The sequence below is a fragment of the Streptomyces sp. NPDC104367 genome, assembly GCF_055583825.1.
Window position 1 is genome coordinate 22,867 of the sequence record NZ_JBVJND010000043.1, and the last position, 14,758, is coordinate 37,624.

The following is a 14,758-nucleotide window of genomic DNA, read 5'->3' on the forward strand; positions in this document are numbered from 1 at the left end:
GTGAGAGAGGTGATGCGGTGTCATTGAATGTGGCTCAACCTGGACTTGCCACTACGGTCGCGGACTGCGGCTCCATTCCTGGAAGGTCGGGGCTGGCCAGCCGATGCAGGTGATCGACCAGTTCACGGAGGCCGACTTCACCCACGTCGTGGACGACCGGGCTGATGTCCACATCGGCTCGCGCGACGGCCGGTTCTACCTCGGATACTTCCCCAACGGGCGGCCCCGCGGCGTGGACGGATGACGGCTGGGCGATCGCAGTCACCGGCACCGCGAAGGTCCCGGGCTACCGGATGTCCTTCGGGACGGAGAGCCCGGCGGAGATCATTGCAGCTGTCGTCGTCCAGATCCTGGCCGCCTCCCGCCCCCGTGACTGGCACGTCGCGTTCCTTCCGTACGCGCCGCGTACCCTGCCTTTGCTCTCGCGACCCCGTTCGCTACTGCTTGGAGAACACCTTGGACCCGCACTCGCGCGAGATGACCGTCGGTGACCTGCTCGACCTGCTGTCCGCGTACGACCGTGACGCGCCGGTCCGCCTCGCCGTCAACCCCTTCTTCCCCATGGCCCACATCCTGGGCGGCGTGGAGTCGGCGGTGGACGAGCAGAGGGGACGGGTGGTCTACATCGCCGAGTCCAAGGAGGCCGTGCAGTTCGGCCCCCTGCCGCCCGCGGTGTCGGTCGCTCTGACCTGGCAGCCCCCGGCTGAGGGACCCTCGCGTCGCCGGCGCGGCGCGACCGGTCCGCACGCCGGCCAGTGATCCATCGAACCCACGGAGGCGCCCCTGCACCCGCACCACCCCATCGATCCCTCCCACACCCGTTCGCCGGGCCCGGTGTACTGGGTCACCCCGCGCCATCTGGCCGGCGATGACGACGTCCTCGCCGAGCGGATCGGCGACACCCTCAGCGGGCTCGGCTGGAGCATGTGGCCGACCTCCCGAAACACCCTCCTCTACGTGAGCCCCGACGGTCTGCGCGGCGCCGAATGGATCCTCGCTGCCTACCCGTTCGAGCTGGGCGGGCTCCCCGTGGCCTGGCAGCTGTCGGCCCGCCCGCACTCCGCCTCGGCCATGACCGAGTGGAACGCGTATTTCACCGCTGGCGTCCCGCACGAGGCGCTCGCCGACCTCCTGCTCGCGCTCGACGCCCGCGAAGCCCCCGACGCCGGGTTCGAGGACGCGGAGACGGTGCTCACCGTACTCGGCGCGCGCGGCTGGCTGCGCGACCTGGACCGCCCACGTACGACCGCCACCGACCCGGGCTTCTCCGCCAGCATCTCGCTGGAGACGCTGCCGCCGCTCATCCATGACGCCGACCCTCGGGATGACCTTCTGGGATGGCAGGCGTGGGCGGAACCCGTGCTGGGAGCGCCGTATCTGTGGTGTGCCAGTTTCAGCGCCAGCGTCCCCCACGACTTGGTCGCGGTCTTCGCAGCCTCGCTCGCCTCCCCCGGCCCCGTTCCCCGGCGCACGCTGCCCGACGGCGCGCGGGAACGGCTCACCGTTGTACGCCGCGACTGACGACACGGCACACCCTCACCATCCCGACCCTGGCCTTGGAGGTCTGCTTGCCCCTGCCCTTGACCCGGCTGTCCATCTCGCCTGTCAACGGGACCGCGCACCACGGCGTGATGCTCGGCACCGAGCCGTTGACGGTGTGCGCCACCCACTCGACGGACCTCGCGCCGGTCGGAGAGAACACGGCGCACTCCCTGTGCCAGAACTGCACGCGCGCCTTCCTGATCCTGACCACGCCGCCGCACCCCGGCGGCGAACCGGATCTCCGGCCCGCCGTCGGGACGGGGAAAGGGGCCACTGCGCACCGGCCGATCCCGGGCCACCTGATGGGCTACTGCGGCAAATCGCTCGATCCCCGCCCGACGTCCGCCCGACGGAAGTGCGCGAACTGCACCGCGCTCCTCGCCGCCCTGAACCGCTTCCATCGCCTGGCGGGCGAGGTACGCGTGCCCGCCGACGAGGTGTGCCCGCGAGAGGGCGACGTGCTGTGGGCGCCCAGCGGCCGGGGCAACCTTGTCACCGGACACCGCCGCAACGCCGCCGCCAGCAGCGCCCTGTGCGGCCTGCCGCTCTCCGCTCCGAACCCCGATACCACCGTGGAGTGCGCCCCCTGCTCTCGCGCCTGGACGACCGAGCGTGAGCGACGGGCGACGGCACTTGCCCGGATGCGGGCGAGGGCCCGCTGGTGGACCCAGCGCCGGGAAGTGAAGACCGTTCAGGGACGTGCCGCGGACCTCAACTCCGGTGACGCGTACACCGTGTCCGGTTGTCTGGACCGGCATCACGTCCTGGCCGTGACCCGCCACGCCCGGGGGCGGCGGCTCACGATCCTCGCCTACCTGCCTGCGGACGACGAGATCGTGGAGCTGGGCCTCCACCACGATCGGCTGCTCGCCATCGAACAGCCTCATGCGCCGGAGGCGGGTATGCCCGCGCTGTCATGACCTCGTGCCGGGCCTGCGTCGACCGTGCCACGCTGTCCGCTGAGTTTCCCACTGCTTCAGGGCATTGCTCTCTCACCGTTGTCATGGTGAGAGAGCGGGCCCGCTTCCGTAACGTCGGGGCGCTGTGCCGTTCCCGTACGCCAGGTGCCCGGACAACTTGGACGCGTCAGGGGTACGGCGGCGGCAGGCGTGGTGCGAGTTGTTCGATGTAGTGCCGGACGTGGGGCGGCATCGGCTCGGGCAGTGAGTCCAGGGGGAACAGGCTCAGGGCTTGGCCTTCGCCGAGGACGAGATCGCGTTCGGTGCCGGCCCAGGACACGGCGAACAGGTGGGGCGGCCTCTTGCCCTTCTCGTAGGCGGTGACCGGCACTTCCTCGATCGTCTCCGGGACGATGCCGGTCTCCTCCAGCAACTCCCGCAGGACCGTGTCGAACGGCGTTTCGTCCGCCTCGGACCCGCCACCGGGAAGCGACCAGTGTCCCGGCCAGGCGATGCCGGCCTTCTCGTCCCGCAGCTGCAGGACGACCTCACGGCGCGGTGTGGTGACGAACGCGAAACACCCGCGTGTCTTCGTGGGACGCTTCACCACCCCGGCGACCTCCTCTCGTACGGCGACGTGTTGATGGCGCACGACAGAAGCCCGGGCCGCATCAGGGCGCCGACGGGGCGTTCGTCGTCCGCCGACACGGTAGTGCCGGACGACGAGCGTCTCGTCCTGCCCTGGGTCAGCAGGGGAGGACGAGACGTGACGGAGCGCCGTGCGTCAGCGGGCCTGCGCCGCCCGGACGGCGTCGGTGAGGTGGGTGTCGACGAGAGCCGGAGACCCGGAGAGGATGACCAGGACGTTGCCAGTGCGGATTGCCGTCTGCTTGACGACGTTGCGCTGCCCGCCGGCGGAGTAGGTGAGCAGTTGGCTCCACCGCTCGTTGCCCAGCGGAGGGGCGCTCGTCTTCGTGGTGCCCATGTCGATGACGGTGCTGCCCGACACCACCTGGTAGGTGGGGCAGGAGAGCATCGCGTCGAAGACCGTGCCTATGCTCTTAGACAGCTTCGCCGCGCTGTCGCTGTAGAGCTCCTCAGACATCTCGGAGCTGCTGCCGCCGGCGTAGGTGAAGGACACCTTGGCCTTGCGGGGGAAACTGAGGCTGCCGCTGGTGGCCGTGTCGCCGCCGAGCTCGGCCAGTGCCGGGCAGCCGATCACAGTGACGTCGTCGTGCCGGACGGTGGGCTGTGGCGCGCGGGTGTAGCCCTCGCCCAGGTCGCTCTCACCCAGCAGCCGCGCCTTCAGCTGGGCCGAGGACAGCGGCCTGGACGCCTTCGCCGTGCCGTCTTGGTGCGCGGGTGTGGACGATGACGTGGAGGTGGTGGGCTCGGTGCTGGTGGAGCAGCCGGCCAGGACAAGGACGGAGAGGGCGCTCAGGCCGAGGGCGGTCGTGGTGGACAGGCGCATGCGGAAACCCCTAGGTGGTGCGGGACGGACGGTCTGACCGGGTCGGCTCTCCGGGCGCCGACGAACGCAGGGGCAGGGGTTTCGCGGGCTTTCAGTGGCCGAGGTGGCGCAGCCCGTCTTCGAGGGTGGGGTGGAAGTGGTCGACCGGACCGGAGTTGCGGTTGTACCAGGCGGTGTCCAGGCGCGGCTCCTTCGTCTCGTGGCCGGCCGGGCAGCGCAGCCACACCGACTCGTCGCGCATGTTGAAGACGATCCAGTTCCGGTACGCACCGCAGTGGCACTGGTGGACCTCCCCGTCGATGACGAGCGGCCGGTCCCAGGGCATCATGAAGCCCGAGACGTCCTGGCGGACCGGCGCCCGGAAGTCCGGCGGCAGGAAGTCCGGCACCGTGGTCTCCGGGCTGGCTGGGCCGGGTGTGTCGGGCAGCGGCCACTCGGTGTGCATCGCCAGCAGCGCCTGGCCGGCACGCTGGGTTTCACGGAAGTCTCTCTCCGCACGGTTGCGTCGGAACACGCGGTCTCCATCTCTGTCGTCTCACCTGCACGAGGAGAGTGCCGCAAGTCTCTGACCTGCTGCAACTCTAGAATTGTTGAATTCAGCGGGTCTTGCTGGAACGGTCCTTGCCCTTCGCCGTGCGTTGCGCGGTTTCGCGGGCGCCGGTGCGCGCGGGGGAGGTGTGCGGTGGCGTGGAGGAGGCGTCCGCGGGCAGATCGGCCATTCGCCGCAGCCGCCACACGAGGACGTCGCTGATCGAGTCGGCGGTGTCCAGCTCGCGGCGGGCGGCAGCTTGGGCCAGGAGCCCGGCCGGGTCGTGACCGGCGCTCTCGACATCGGCGAGCGTGGCGGCCAGCGCATACCAGCCCGGCTCGGCCAGGACCTGCTCGGCCAGCTCCGGCACCGCCTGGCGCAGGAAGGCGGCCTGCCTGCGCCGCAGCGGCTGGGACAGGTGACGGCCGCGCTGGTGCAGGACGCCCAGAAACACGGGGGCGGCGGCCTGGTAGGCGGCGCGCAGGTGTTCGGCGGCCTCGCGGGCAGCAGCGGCCTGCTGGGCGTGCTCCTTCATCCCGTGCCAGTGTGCGGCGGCGGTGACCAGGAAGAACACCATGTCGATCAGCATGGCGGTGGTGGCGCCGTCCTCCCCACGGCCGAGCGTCGGCCCGCCGTGGACGAGGTCACGGGCGGCCTGCCGCAGACCGCGGGCGTGACCTCGCTGGGCCCGGATGTGGGAGCGCGTGGCCCGCTCGAACACGAAGGCGGCATCGCGCAGTTCGCGCCGGGTGTGCGCGGCCGAGGTCTTGGCGAGGGCGTCGAGGACCTCGCCGGCCGCGGCGAGCTGCGCGGCAATCTGCCCGTCATCGCCCTGGTCGAGGACGAGCACGGCCTGCCACACCGCCCGTGTCGCCTGGCGACGCGCGGTCGACGGGCTGATGAGGGCAGAGCCGGAGGAAGGTTCGGCGGTGGCGTCGCGGTCGGGCTGGGAGGCGCTCGTGGCCCACCGTTCGCGGATCTTGGGGAGGGACAGGTCGGGGGCGAGGGTGGAGCCCGAATAGTAGATCGGATCCCGGTCCTCGTTGCGGTCGTCTGGCAGTGCGACCTTGTAGCCGAGCAGATCGCCGGAGGGCGCGACACGCTGGTGGACCAGGAGGCCGGCGGCGGCCAGGCGGTCGAAGAACTCCTGCTCGCCTCCGGCGCCGGCGGCGGCGCGGCGTACCGTCTCGCGTAGTTCCTCGCGTGGGGTTCGTTCTCTGCCCCGGCGGTTCGCCTTGTGGCGTTCGGCGCTGGTGGGGCGCTGGGCGGCGGTGCCGTCGCCGGTGTTCAACCGGCGCAGCCCGTAGTCGACTTCGATCTTCCGGGCTTCCGCCTGGGAGCGGGCCCCGTCGTGGCGGATGCGGGCTCGGCGGCCGTCCTGGCGGACGACGGTGGCGATGATGTGGATGTGGTCGTCGGCGTGGCGGACGGCTGCCCAGCGGCAGGCGGCATCGTCGCCTTCGGGGGCTATGCCGGTGGCGGCGACCATGCGGCGGGCGATGTCCGCCCACTGCTCGTCGGTGAGGGCCGGGTCTTCGGGGGCAGCGCGTACGGACAGGTGCCATACGTGCTCGGCGGGCCTGGCGCTTTCGGGCAGGACCATGACCGGCTGGTCCAGCAGGCGCTGCAGGTCGCGCTTGGTTGTCTTGGGGTCGCGGCCGGGGTCGGGGGCCAGGCGATCCCACGCGGCGACGAGGTGGGGGTCGATGTGCTCCTCGGCCTTGCCGGGGCCGTACAGGTATTCCAGCAGGCCGTAAGTGTCGTCGCCCATGTCGTGGACTCTGGGGATCATACGGCGGGACGCTCGCCGTCCAGGTGGCGCTGGACGAAGGCGTCCACACGCAGGGAGATCCGGTCGACACCGGCAAGGACCGATTTGGCCTGCGGCGCGGGCTCGTCCGAATTCAGTGCTGCCGCAACCTGGTTGAGGTTGCTGCCGATCCGGTTGAGTGCGGTTCTCAGGGCGAACAGCTCGTGCAGCATCTCGCGTTCGCCGGCGATTTCCGCGGCGGTGCGGTCGAGGTTGCGGGCGGCTGTGAGCGCGGCGCGGGCGAGGTAGCTGGCGACGCTCATGTGGCAGGCGGCTGCGGCACGGACGAGGAGCTGGTATTCGTCGTCGTTCATACGGCAGCTCGGCTGGTGCATGCGCTTCTTCTCGTCGCGCAGGCGCTCACGCTGCTGAACGTGGGGCTTCGGCGGTATGGCGTGGGCGCAGTCGCTGCTGTGGCAGGAGTGGCTGTCCCCCTCTCCAGGATGCGGGCCGCCCTCGGCCGCATCCTGGCGGATCGGCGCCCCCCGGTGCCGATCCGCTCCCGCCACCCCCGGGGCGGGAGACGCAAGAGCATTGCTCCCAACGGGAGCAATGCTCTTGCACCAACTTGCTCCCGCTGAAATGGAGTTGCTTCCCGGCTCACCCGTAGCGGGGGTGGGCGTTGTCGTCGGATCTGTCATCGGATGCGGTTCCTCGTGGTACGGATGCGGTGCTGGATGTCGGCGGCGAGATCGACCATGGCGGCCGGGCCGCCGAGGATCTGGACGGGGGATTCGGCGTGGTGCTGGACGAGCCACTGGCCGTTCGGCGCGAGCACGGCGGCGTGCAGGAACTCGTGCCGCACGAGCACCTCCGCCCAGGCAGCGGCCTCAGCGACGGACGGCGCGTGAGTGCGCGGGTGACGGGCAGGAATAGCGGGTTCCTCCAGCGCGGTGGCGGTGACCCGGCCGAGGTCGGGCCACCGGAAGGATCGGTGGAATCAGGGGTTCGACCTGCTGCTTTGCAGGTGTCAGCCGCATTCGGGGCAGCGGTCGAGGTGTTGGTTCAAGGCCCGCGCCATGTTCCGTCTCAGCGAGAGGGCGTTCCTTGCGCTGGTCTTCGCCGAGGCGGATCCCCGGTAACGCTCGGCATGACCGCTCAGGAGGCGGATGTCCTGCTCGAAGCCGGACTTGATGTGCGCGAAGCGCTGGCAGTTCTTCATCGAGTCGTACTCCGTGCCGTCGTGGTGCCCGCTTCGTCGCGGAGCTGCTGCAGAACCGGCGTCAGGTGCTCGTTCCGGCCGCCCGGGAGCTGCTGGGCGCGGAGGATTTCCCGGAGCTGAGGCCGAGTCAGGGACTCGTTCCCGTCGCGCTTGAGCAGCGCGGGCACGTGGGGACGGACCCGCTCTACCATCTCCTCGATGCTCAGCTTCGGCTGCCTCCGGGACCGGGCGGGCTGACTGCTGTGTGGCCGGTTCCGGGACGCCCGCGCCTTCGGCGCCCGCCGCACGGGGACCGTGCGGGGACGGTCCCCACGGGACTCGGTCCCCGTTTCGGTGGCGGGGTGGTCGCGGTCCCCGTCGTCGTCGGGGACGGTGTGGGGACGGTCCCCGTGGTGTTCCGTCCCCGTTTCGGCGTCCGGGTGTTCCCGGTCCCCGTCCCCACTGGGGACGGGGACCGGGGACTCATCTATGCCCCCCTGAGCAGCGGCTTCGTGCCCATTGTCGGCACTGTGGCTCGCGTCGTTGTCGGGCTCTTCGGTCCTGGCGGGTACGGCCTCCCGGTCACCGACCGCCGCTTCTTGGCCCTCGTGCAGCGGGCCCGAGCCGCGCTCGGCGGCTTGGTCCCCTTGGCCGGCGGAGTCCGGGCGGGGACGGTCCCCGTCGGGTTCGTGTCCCGTCCCCGGTTCCCTACGGTCCCCGGCTGCCCGGTCCCCGATCGATGCGGTGCTGCGGGGACCGCCGCCGGGGACCGCGCTCACGGCCGTACTCGCCTGCGTCCCGTCCGCCGCTGCAGCCGCGAGGAACGCGGGGAGAGGGGACCGGTCCCCGCGATCGGCGTCCTGGTCGCGCGCGGGCGGACTCCAGGGCGACGGCAGGGTCACGGTGGCGAGCGCCATGGCGTGCCTGCGGGCAGCCAGCTGCTCCAGAAGGACACGGCGTTGGGCCGGGTCGGTGCCGACACCGGATCGCGCGAGAGCCGACTGGAGCCGGCGGGTGATGCGGCGGCCATGGCCTTTCTCGCGCTCCTCCTCGGGCATCGAGGCCAGCTGGGAGGCGAGCGCCACCGCCCGCCGGGTCGCGCGGTCCTTGGTGATCTGCGCGGCGTCGCGGTTGCGGGTGGCGACGCCCAGACGCGAAAGAAGGCGCTCCCGCACCTCGCGTCCGAGCGTGGCGAGGAGCCCTTGGGAGGCGGCGTCCGGCTTGTGCAGCCGCAGCTCGATGCCCATGGCCAGGTGCCAGAGCACGGCCGCCAGGACCGGACCGGCGAAGGCCCGCACGGTGCCGCCCACCGTGCCCGACTCGGCGTACGCCGGGATGACCTGCACCCCGGTGATCACCCATACCAGACCGCCCGGCAGGCCGGGCGCTCCCTTGGTCTTCAGGTTCTGCCGGGCCATCAGGGCGGTCGCGAACAGCGCCAGCTCGGCCGCGCTGAACATCATGGCCCGCTCCGCCGTGCCTGCGATGTCGAGATAGTCGGCGGCGAACCGCCAGCTGGTGTCGGCGCTGTAGACGGTGCAGTTCAGGGCGGCGAGGGCCGCGACCCAGACCGCGGGGGTGGAGGCGCGCGGGCCGCCTGCCCGGGTGCGACGGCGCCTGAGCGACCAGCCGGCCAGCAGCCCGGCGAGCACGCCGACGGCCGCGACGAGGTGGACAGGGTCGATGCCGGAGGGAAGGGGGGACATGGCGGTGGGGGGAGTCATGCGGCCTTTCGGAGAGCGGCGATCAGGGCGTGGGTGTGCGCCTGGCGGGGTACCTGCACCGGGGAGACCGCGTCCTCGGTGTCCTCCTCCGAGGAGACGTCGTCCTCGGGGTTCTCGTCGGTGGTGGCCTCTTCCGGTTCGGTGTGGCCCCAGTAGCGGTCGCGGTCGGCGACGGCGTGGGCGGCGTTGCGCATCAGGTCGCGCGCCCAGTCGAGGTTGTCGAGTCGCAGGGCGTAGGCGAGGCGCTCGGGGCTCCAGCCGCGGACGTAGGCGTGGCGGGTGACGGCGTCACGCTCGGCGTCGCTGAGGTGGACGTCGCGGCCTTCGAAGGCGGCCTTGATGCGGGCATAGTCGAGGCGCTTGTTGACCTTGGCGTGCCAGGGGCGGCGCTCGTCCTCGGTGAGCCCTCCCCACACGCCCTGGCGGATCTCGTTGTCGAGGGCGTAGTCGAAGCACGCTTTCTTCACCGGGCAGCTGCCGCAGATCGCCTTGGCCGTGTCGATGGCCGCGCGGTTGCGGGCCGCGGGGAAGAACAGCTCGTCGATCTCCTCGGCTGGCAGGCCGTGGCACTGGCCGCGTTCCTGCCAGCTGTGGTCGGCGATGCCCCTAATCGTGGGGGTGGGCGTGTTGTTGGTGGTGATGTGACGCAAGGCAGTCTCCGGAAGTCGCCTCGGCGGGCGCGGGCCACGCGGTACCGGTGGCGGACAGGGGTGCGGCGTGTCGACGGCGAGGCGGGCTCGGGGTGCGGCGTGGGGCCGAACCGCAGAAGGAACGTTTCTGTGGAGAAGTGGGCTGCGGTCAGGCGGTGGACGCCTGCTGGGTCTGAGCAGCCCGGGCGCGGTCGATGCGGCCGGGGTGAGCCGTGGCGCGCGGTGCGCTGCCCCGGGCGGTGCCGTCGAGGGTGAGGCGACGGCGACGGCAGGGCTCGCCCTCGGGGGCGTGACACCACTCGCACGGCACGCTGAGGACATCGGGTCCTCCGGCGGCGATGGCGGCTTCCCGGGCGGCGCGGGCCGGGCGGTAGGGGGCCAGCTCGGCGCGCACGGCGGGCGGGATGTACCGGCCGACGGCGGCCAGCTGGTCCTTCAGGCCCGGCCGATGGCGCCCGGCGGTGATCCCACGGTGAGGCGAGGGGGCCGTCTGCCCGGCGGCCACGGCGTCGCGCGCCGCGAGCAGCTCGGCCCTCCAGGCTTCCGGATTGTCCGGGTCGGCCATCGGGGTCGGGTCGGTGTGCCGGGCCAGGCGGTCGCGGCGGTGTGCCTGCCATTCGCGGGCCACGTCGGCTGGCAGGATCGGATACGGGGAACTCACCATGCGCTTGCGGACGATCTCGCGCACGTCCCAGCCCCGGCCGGTGGCCATAGGGACATCGCCGAGCAGCTCGTGCCAGGTGTCGAGCTGGTTGTCAGCCTCGCCCGGGTCGGTGCGGATGAGACGGGGGTCGAGGCGGCCGGCATAGGTGAGCACGGCAGCAACTTCGCGGTGATTCAAGGTAGTTACTCCGTTCCGGTTCGCTTGTCGACGGCGGCGAGCAGGGCGGCCATGTGCGCATCGGCGCGGGTCATACCGGCCTGCGGCGCGGGGGTGCCGCCGGGCAGGGCGTAGAGATTTGCGCGTTGGGGTGCGGGGCTGTGCTCGCGGGCGATCCAGCTCCGCCAGTCGGCAGCCCAGGTCGAGGCGGGCCGTGGGCTCCAGGAGGCTCGATGGTGGCGCCACTTCGCGTCGGCAGCCTCCAGACCGTGCTCGCCGAGGCGGGCTAGATGCCCCTGCTGCTGGGCCCAGGACAGGCTGGCGTCGTCGACCTGCCAGTCCGCGACGGAGGTGAGGTCGGCAGCACCACTGCTGCTGTACCTACGGTTCACCTTCGGTTCACTACGGTTCTGGGGGTCAGATTCAGACCCGGAGGAGGGTCGGGCTTTGACCCGGGGAGGGGTCAAGTTCCGACGAGGGGGTGCAGAATCCGACCCGGTCAGATCCCGACGATGGGGGTCGGATTCCGACCCGGTCCGGGGCCAGATCCCGTGCCTGCGCAGCCGTTCGATGTCCAGGTCGGGCACCGGATCGGACTGGGCAGGGGGCGCGACGTACGCCTCGGCGTCGTCCATGCGGGCAGCCGCGACTTTGGCCAGCCACGCAGCGGCGCGGGGAAGCCGGTAGACCGTGCTGTGCTGCGGGCCGTCGAGGTCGTCCAGCACCTCCAGCTCGCCGTTCTCGACCAGGGCGGCCAAAGCAGCGCGCACGGCGTTGCGGCTGGCGTTCGTACGCTTCATCAGCGAGGTGAGGGACGCCCAGGCGACGCACTGCTCGTCAGGGATCCGGTCGGCGATCGACAGCAGTACCAGGCGCGCGTTTCCGCGGCTGGCGCTGTACTCCCACGCCCACTCACGAGTGTCCCGGCTCATCGGGTCACCGCCCCAACGTACCGGGCCCTGGGCGCCGACTCCGGCACTACGGCGCAGAACAGCCGGTGCGCGGTCAGGGAGCCGAGCGGCGAAGCGAGGATGGCTGCCGCGCGAGCCGGGGACACCGGTCTTTTGCGCAGGGCAGGCGGCATGGAAGACTCTTCTCCGTAGTGAAGCCCGCGCCGGTGTGCCCCGTGGAAAGGGCCGGCGCGGTGAAGGTGGGTGAAACTCCGCCCTTGCCGGGGCAGGAGTGCCATCTGGCGTCCGGCGTCCGGGAGTTACCGCTCCCTGGGCGCCGTCGCTGTGTTCAGGGCTATCTCAGCTGGCTATATCGCCCGTTCAGCACATGGCTCCTAGCGTCGTCTGCCGCCGGGCGGGGTGCCCTGCGAGGGACGACGAACATATGCAGGCGGTGCGGCAAGATCCAGACCTTGCTAAAGGACTCTCTACAAGTCGCAGCGGCGGGCAGCGGCGCATGCTTCTACGGATGGAGGCATCAGGCATGCAGACAGCAGACTGATGGCCTCGGCGTACTCGGAGGCGACCTTGGCGCCGCTCTTCATGAGTCATGCCGCGACGCGAAGCAGAGCAGTGTGAGTGGGGCGGCGCCGGAGGTAGCGGCATGCTCGTCTCCCGCGGCTGTGTCGCCGTCTTCCTCCTCCTACTGCTCCTCGCGCTGGGCCTGGGCGACCGCTTCGGCGGCGATAGGCATGCGGTAGACCGTGCTGCGCTGTGGGCAGACGTGACCCCGACAGGGCGCAACGTCACTCTTGTCACCGTCGGCCTCACGCCGACGGCCGAAAATCCAGAGCGATCCGTGCCTCCGGCATCGTGCGTGATGCGGGTGCCGCGGTGTACGTCACGCCGGACGGCGTAAGAGCTGGTGCGACATCGTGCGGACTTCCTGATGAGGGCGAGAGGGCCCGGTGTGGGGCGGCTTTCACCGCCGCCCGGCGGGACTGCGGGCGATTCGACAGGCCGCTGACGTGCGGGTCTGTCGCGTTATCGCTAAACTGAAGCTATTCTTGGCAGAAGCGAAAGTCAACACGATGTGCCCGCTTCATTTTGGAGAGAATCCGAGGTCAGATGTCTGCCCGCCAGTTCGACCGGCATCGTGCCCGCCGTGTTCGGCGAGCAGCTGACCGCCACCAGATCGAGGTGGCGACAGAGCTGGGTATGACCGACTCCGCGGTGGCGAACTGGGAGGCCGGCAACACCGCGCCCGACCCGGAGAAGCTTCCTGCCTACGCCGCGGCGCTCGGGGGCGATCTGGACGTTCTGTTTCCCCGTGTCGGGCTGCCTGACCTGGCCGATCTCCGCTGTGATGCCGGCATCTACCAGAAGGAGACGGCGGCGGTGCTCGGTACCAAGAGCGCCAGCCCTGTCGCGGGAGCTGAACGTGGGGAGCGTCGGCTCCAGGCCAAGTACATCCCCATCCTGGCTGCGAAGTACGGCGTCAGCGAGATGGACTTGCGCCGGGCGGAGGATCGTTCTTTCGCCGCCGCAGAGGCAAGGAAGAACGGCACAGAGCCAGAGCCCGGCACCCAGGAAGCCACGGCTGTGGACTCGGGCCGGCCACCGGAGTCCCTCAGCGAGAAAATCACCCTGATCTTGCAGCGCTCCTACCCCGGCCCGCAGGGACCTCCCTCGGATGAGGAGATGGCGGCCGCGGTCAACGCGCACGCGGGCGCGGATGTCCTCACGGAGAACGACTTCGAGGATCTGCGGACCGGTGTCACGGACGCGGCGGCACCGGTGGTCCTGGATGCGCTGGCCGCCGTGTTCGGTGTGTCGCGGATGTACTTCGAGCCGGACGAGGCCGTGGCTGCCCAGGTCTATGAAGGTCTGCAGCTGCTGGCCGGCGCGAGACAGGGCGCCGTGGGCCGGGTGAGGGCCCGTGGCCTGGGCGGGCGGGGCCTGCCGCCCAAGACGCTGGCGCTGATCAACCAGCTGGCGGCGGAGATGGCGGAGCAGGAGGGCGGCTCCACGTAGCGCGGCCTGCACTCCCACGCGAGGGTGCAGGCCGGAAACGGGCTAGGACTGCTGCCCGGGCCGCGGCCCGGGATCGTGCACCTGGCCTGCGGTGACGACGGCGCGGATTTCCTTGAGCGCACTCAGGTCGGTCAGCGGGTCGCCGTCGATGACCAGCAGGTCCGCGCTGAACCTTGGCTGGATCCGGCCGGTCGACCCGCCGATTCCGAGAGCGTCGGCGGCGTCAGCGGTCGCCATGTCGAGGACCTGGGCGTTCGGCATGCCCAGGTGCGCGTAGAAGCCGAGCGCGCCGGCCAGCGTGCCGTCGAACCCGGTGCGCTGTACCCCGGCGTCGGTCCCGGCGATCAGGCGTACACCGGCCTCGGCCATCTCCCGGACCTGCCCGAACAGGACCTTCGTCCGTTCCTCGCCGAAGATGCGGGCCGCCATCTGCCAGTGCGGGCTGACGGCCGGGCAGACCGCGATGCCCCGCTCGACGATCTTCTTGAGGACCTCCTGGCGCAGGGCGAATCCGTCCTCCGTCATCCAGGAGCAGTGTTCGATGGTGTCCACACCGGCCTCCACGGCGGCCGCGATGCCGGCCGCGCTGTGGGCGTGCGCGGCCACCGGCACCCCGGCCTGGTGGGCCTCGTCCACCAGGGCCCGCAGCTCGCCTGTGGAGAACTGGGGCTGCCAGCTCTTTGGCCCGTCCTTGGTCAGACCGCCGCCGCTCGCCATGACCTTGATCACGCGGGCGCCGGCCGCCAGGTTGCGACGTACCAGGGCCCTGACCGCGGTCTCGCCGAAGACCTCGCCGCCCAGGAAGTGGCAGTGCCCGCCGGGCACCGTCAACGGCGTGCCTGCCGACACGATCCGTGGTCCCCGCGTGCGCCGCTGTTCGATCTCTTCGTTCAGGCGCAGGGCCAGGTGGTTGCGGTCACCCAGGTCCCGGACGGTCGTGACGCCGCTGGAGACGAGCTGTTCTGCGCGCTGGCGCATGCCCGCGAGCAGGGCATCGTCGTCGCACTCGCTGAGCGCGGCCAGGGGATCGGCGCTGCCGTCGAACACCAGGTGAACGTGGGCGTCGATGAGCCCCGGCACGACCGTCGCGTCGGGAAACGCGAGCTGCACCCCGTCCGACCCTGCGCGCTCGGCGAGCTGCACGCGCGGGCCCACGGCGGCGATCGCATCGCCCTCGACGAGGACGGCACCGTCCTCCAGGTATGTTCCCGAACCGGTCAGGACCCGGCCTGCCGTGATCAGCATGTG

At 71.1% G+C, this 14,758-nt stretch carries 16 protein-coding genes and 1 pseudogene; 5 read left to right on the top strand and 12 right to left on the bottom strand.

The window, feature by feature from the left end; genetic code table 11:
* Positions 1-17: 17 nt before the first annotated feature.
* The 4 genes and pseudogenes from ACZ619_RS40435 to ACZ619_RS40450 all read left to right on the top strand — a co-directional run.
* Positions 18-365: pseudogene (locus tag ACZ619_RS40435) on the top strand (SPDY domain-containing protein); the annotation flags it as partial.
* A 112-nt stretch (positions 366-477) separates the two neighbouring features.
* Positions 478-759 (top strand): hypothetical protein, encoded by a 282-nt coding sequence (locus tag ACZ619_RS40440; RefSeq protein ID WP_469610346.1) that lies wholly within the window; start codon positions 478-480, stop codon positions 757-759.
* 75 nt (positions 760-834) lie between these two features.
* Positions 835-1,521: an SPDY domain-containing protein gene (locus ACZ619_RS40445; protein ID WP_469610349.1), complete on the top strand. Its 687-nt coding sequence runs from the start codon at positions 835-837 to the stop codon at positions 1,519-1,521.
* Positions 1,522-1,568: 47 nt separating this feature from the next.
* The gene (locus ACZ619_RS40450; protein WP_469610350.1) at positions 1,569-2,462 is read left to right on the top strand and encodes a hypothetical protein; all 894 of its coding nucleotides are present in this window, start codon (positions 1,569-1,571) and stop codon (positions 2,460-2,462) included.
* A 166-nt stretch (positions 2,463-2,628) separates the two neighbouring features.
* Here ACZ619_RS40450 and ACZ619_RS40455 read toward each other — a convergent pair whose 3' ends face one another.
* From ACZ619_RS40455 to ACZ619_RS40505, 11 genes are all read right to left on the bottom strand, one after another.
* Positions 2,629-3,051, bottom strand: a complete 423-nt coding sequence (locus ACZ619_RS40455; RefSeq protein WP_469610352.1) for an NUDIX domain-containing protein — start codon at positions 3,049-3,051, stop codon at positions 2,629-2,631.
* A 174-nt stretch (positions 3,052-3,225) separates the two neighbouring features.
* The gene (locus tag ACZ619_RS40460) at positions 3,226-3,912 is read right to left on the bottom strand and encodes a hypothetical protein (RefSeq protein WP_469610355.1); all 687 of its coding nucleotides are present in this window, start codon (positions 3,910-3,912) and stop codon (positions 3,226-3,228) included.
* 91 nt (positions 3,913-4,003) lie between these two features.
* A complete protein-coding gene (locus tag ACZ619_RS40465; RefSeq protein ID WP_469610357.1) occupies positions 4,004-4,426 on the bottom strand; it encodes a hypothetical protein in 423 nt (140 codons plus the stop codon).
* Between the two features lie 82 nt (positions 4,427-4,508).
* Complete coding sequence (locus ACZ619_RS40470) at positions 4,509-6,233, bottom strand: relaxase/mobilization nuclease domain-containing protein (RefSeq protein WP_469610359.1); 1,725 nt, start codon at positions 6,231-6,233, stop codon at positions 4,509-4,511.
* Positions 6,230-6,586: a plasmid mobilization protein gene (locus ACZ619_RS40475; protein ID WP_469610362.1), complete on the bottom strand. Its 357-nt coding sequence runs from the start codon at positions 6,584-6,586 to the stop codon at positions 6,230-6,232. The genes ACZ619_RS40470 and ACZ619_RS40475 overlap by 4 nt, the downstream gene beginning before the upstream one ends.
* A gap of 302 nt (positions 6,587-6,888) precedes the next feature.
* The gene (locus ACZ619_RS40480; protein ID WP_469610364.1) at positions 6,889-7,056 is read right to left on the bottom strand and encodes a hypothetical protein; all 168 of its coding nucleotides are present in this window, start codon (positions 7,054-7,056) and stop codon (positions 6,889-6,891) included.
* A gap of 165 nt (positions 7,057-7,221) precedes the next feature.
* The gene (locus tag ACZ619_RS40485) at positions 7,222-7,413 is read right to left on the bottom strand and encodes a hypothetical protein (protein WP_469610366.1); all 192 of its coding nucleotides are present in this window, start codon (positions 7,411-7,413) and stop codon (positions 7,222-7,224) included.
* Positions 7,410-9,116 (bottom strand): hypothetical protein, encoded by a 1,707-nt coding sequence (locus ACZ619_RS40490; RefSeq protein WP_469610368.1) that lies wholly within the window; start codon positions 9,114-9,116, stop codon positions 7,410-7,412. The genes ACZ619_RS40485 and ACZ619_RS40490 overlap by 4 nt, the downstream gene beginning before the upstream one ends.
* Entirely contained in the window at positions 9,113-9,766 is a 654-nt protein-coding gene (locus ACZ619_RS40495; RefSeq protein ID WP_469610370.1) for a WhiB family transcriptional regulator, read from the bottom strand. Before ACZ619_RS40495 ends, ACZ619_RS40490 begins: the two co-directional genes overlap by 4 nt.
* Positions 9,767-9,914: 148 nt before the next feature.
* Positions 9,915-10,607 (bottom strand): zinc finger domain-containing protein, encoded by a 693-nt coding sequence (locus tag ACZ619_RS40500; protein WP_469610373.1) that lies wholly within the window; start codon positions 10,605-10,607, stop codon positions 9,915-9,917.
* A gap of 5 nt (positions 10,608-10,612) precedes the next feature.
* Entirely contained in the window at positions 10,613-11,518 is a 906-nt protein-coding gene (locus tag ACZ619_RS40505; RefSeq protein ID WP_469610376.1) for a helix-turn-helix domain-containing protein, read from the bottom strand.
* A gap of 1,086 nt (positions 11,519-12,604) precedes the next feature.
* Here ACZ619_RS40505 and ACZ619_RS40510 point away from each other — a divergent pair.
* Entirely contained in the window at positions 12,605-13,510 is a 906-nt protein-coding gene (locus ACZ619_RS40510; protein ID WP_469610379.1) for a helix-turn-helix domain-containing protein, read from the top strand.
* A gap of 42 nt (positions 13,511-13,552) precedes the next feature.
* On the opposite strand, the gene ACZ619_RS40515 is transcribed toward ACZ619_RS40510, so the two are convergent.
* Positions 13,553-14,755: an amidohydrolase family protein gene (locus ACZ619_RS40515; protein ID WP_469610381.1), complete on the bottom strand. Its 1,203-nt coding sequence runs from the start codon at positions 14,753-14,755 to the stop codon at positions 13,553-13,555.
* Positions 14,756-14,758 lie beyond the last annotated feature (3 nt).

Excerpts from the sequence above, each read along its gene's own strand:
- ACZ619_RS40470 (WP_469610359.1), bottom strand. The coding sequence starts at position 6,233 with ATGATCCCCAGAGTCCACGACATGGGCGACGACACTTACGGCCTGCTG.
- ACZ619_RS40510 (WP_469610379.1), top strand. The coding sequence starts at position 12,605 with ATGTCTGCCCGCCAGTTCGACCGGCATCGTGCCCGCCGTGTTCGGCGA.
- ACZ619_RS40505 (WP_469610376.1), bottom strand. The coding sequence starts at position 11,518 with ATGAGCCGGGACACTCGTGAGTGGGCGTGGGAGTACAGCGCCAGCCGC.
- ACZ619_RS40515 (WP_469610381.1), bottom strand. The coding sequence starts at position 14,755 with ATGCTGATCACGGCAGGCCGGGTCCTGACCGGTTCGGGAACATACCTG.
- ACZ619_RS40490 (WP_469610368.1), bottom strand. The coding sequence starts at position 9,116 with ATGACTCCCCCCACCGCCATGTCCCCCCTTCCCTCCGGCATCGACCCT.
- ACZ619_RS40440 (WP_469610346.1), top strand. The coding sequence starts at position 478 with ATGACCGTCGGTGACCTGCTCGACCTGCTGTCCGCGTACGACCGTGAC.
- ACZ619_RS40485 (WP_469610366.1), bottom strand. The coding sequence starts at position 7,413 with ATGAAGAACTGCCAGCGCTTCGCGCACATCAAGTCCGGCTTCGAGCAG.
- ACZ619_RS40475 (WP_469610362.1), bottom strand. The coding sequence starts at position 6,586 with ATGCACCAGCCGAGCTGCCGTATGAACGACGACGAATACCAGCTCCTC.
- ACZ619_RS40460 (WP_469610355.1), bottom strand. The coding sequence starts at position 3,912 with ATGCGCCTGTCCACCACGACCGCCCTCGGCCTGAGCGCCCTCTCCGTC.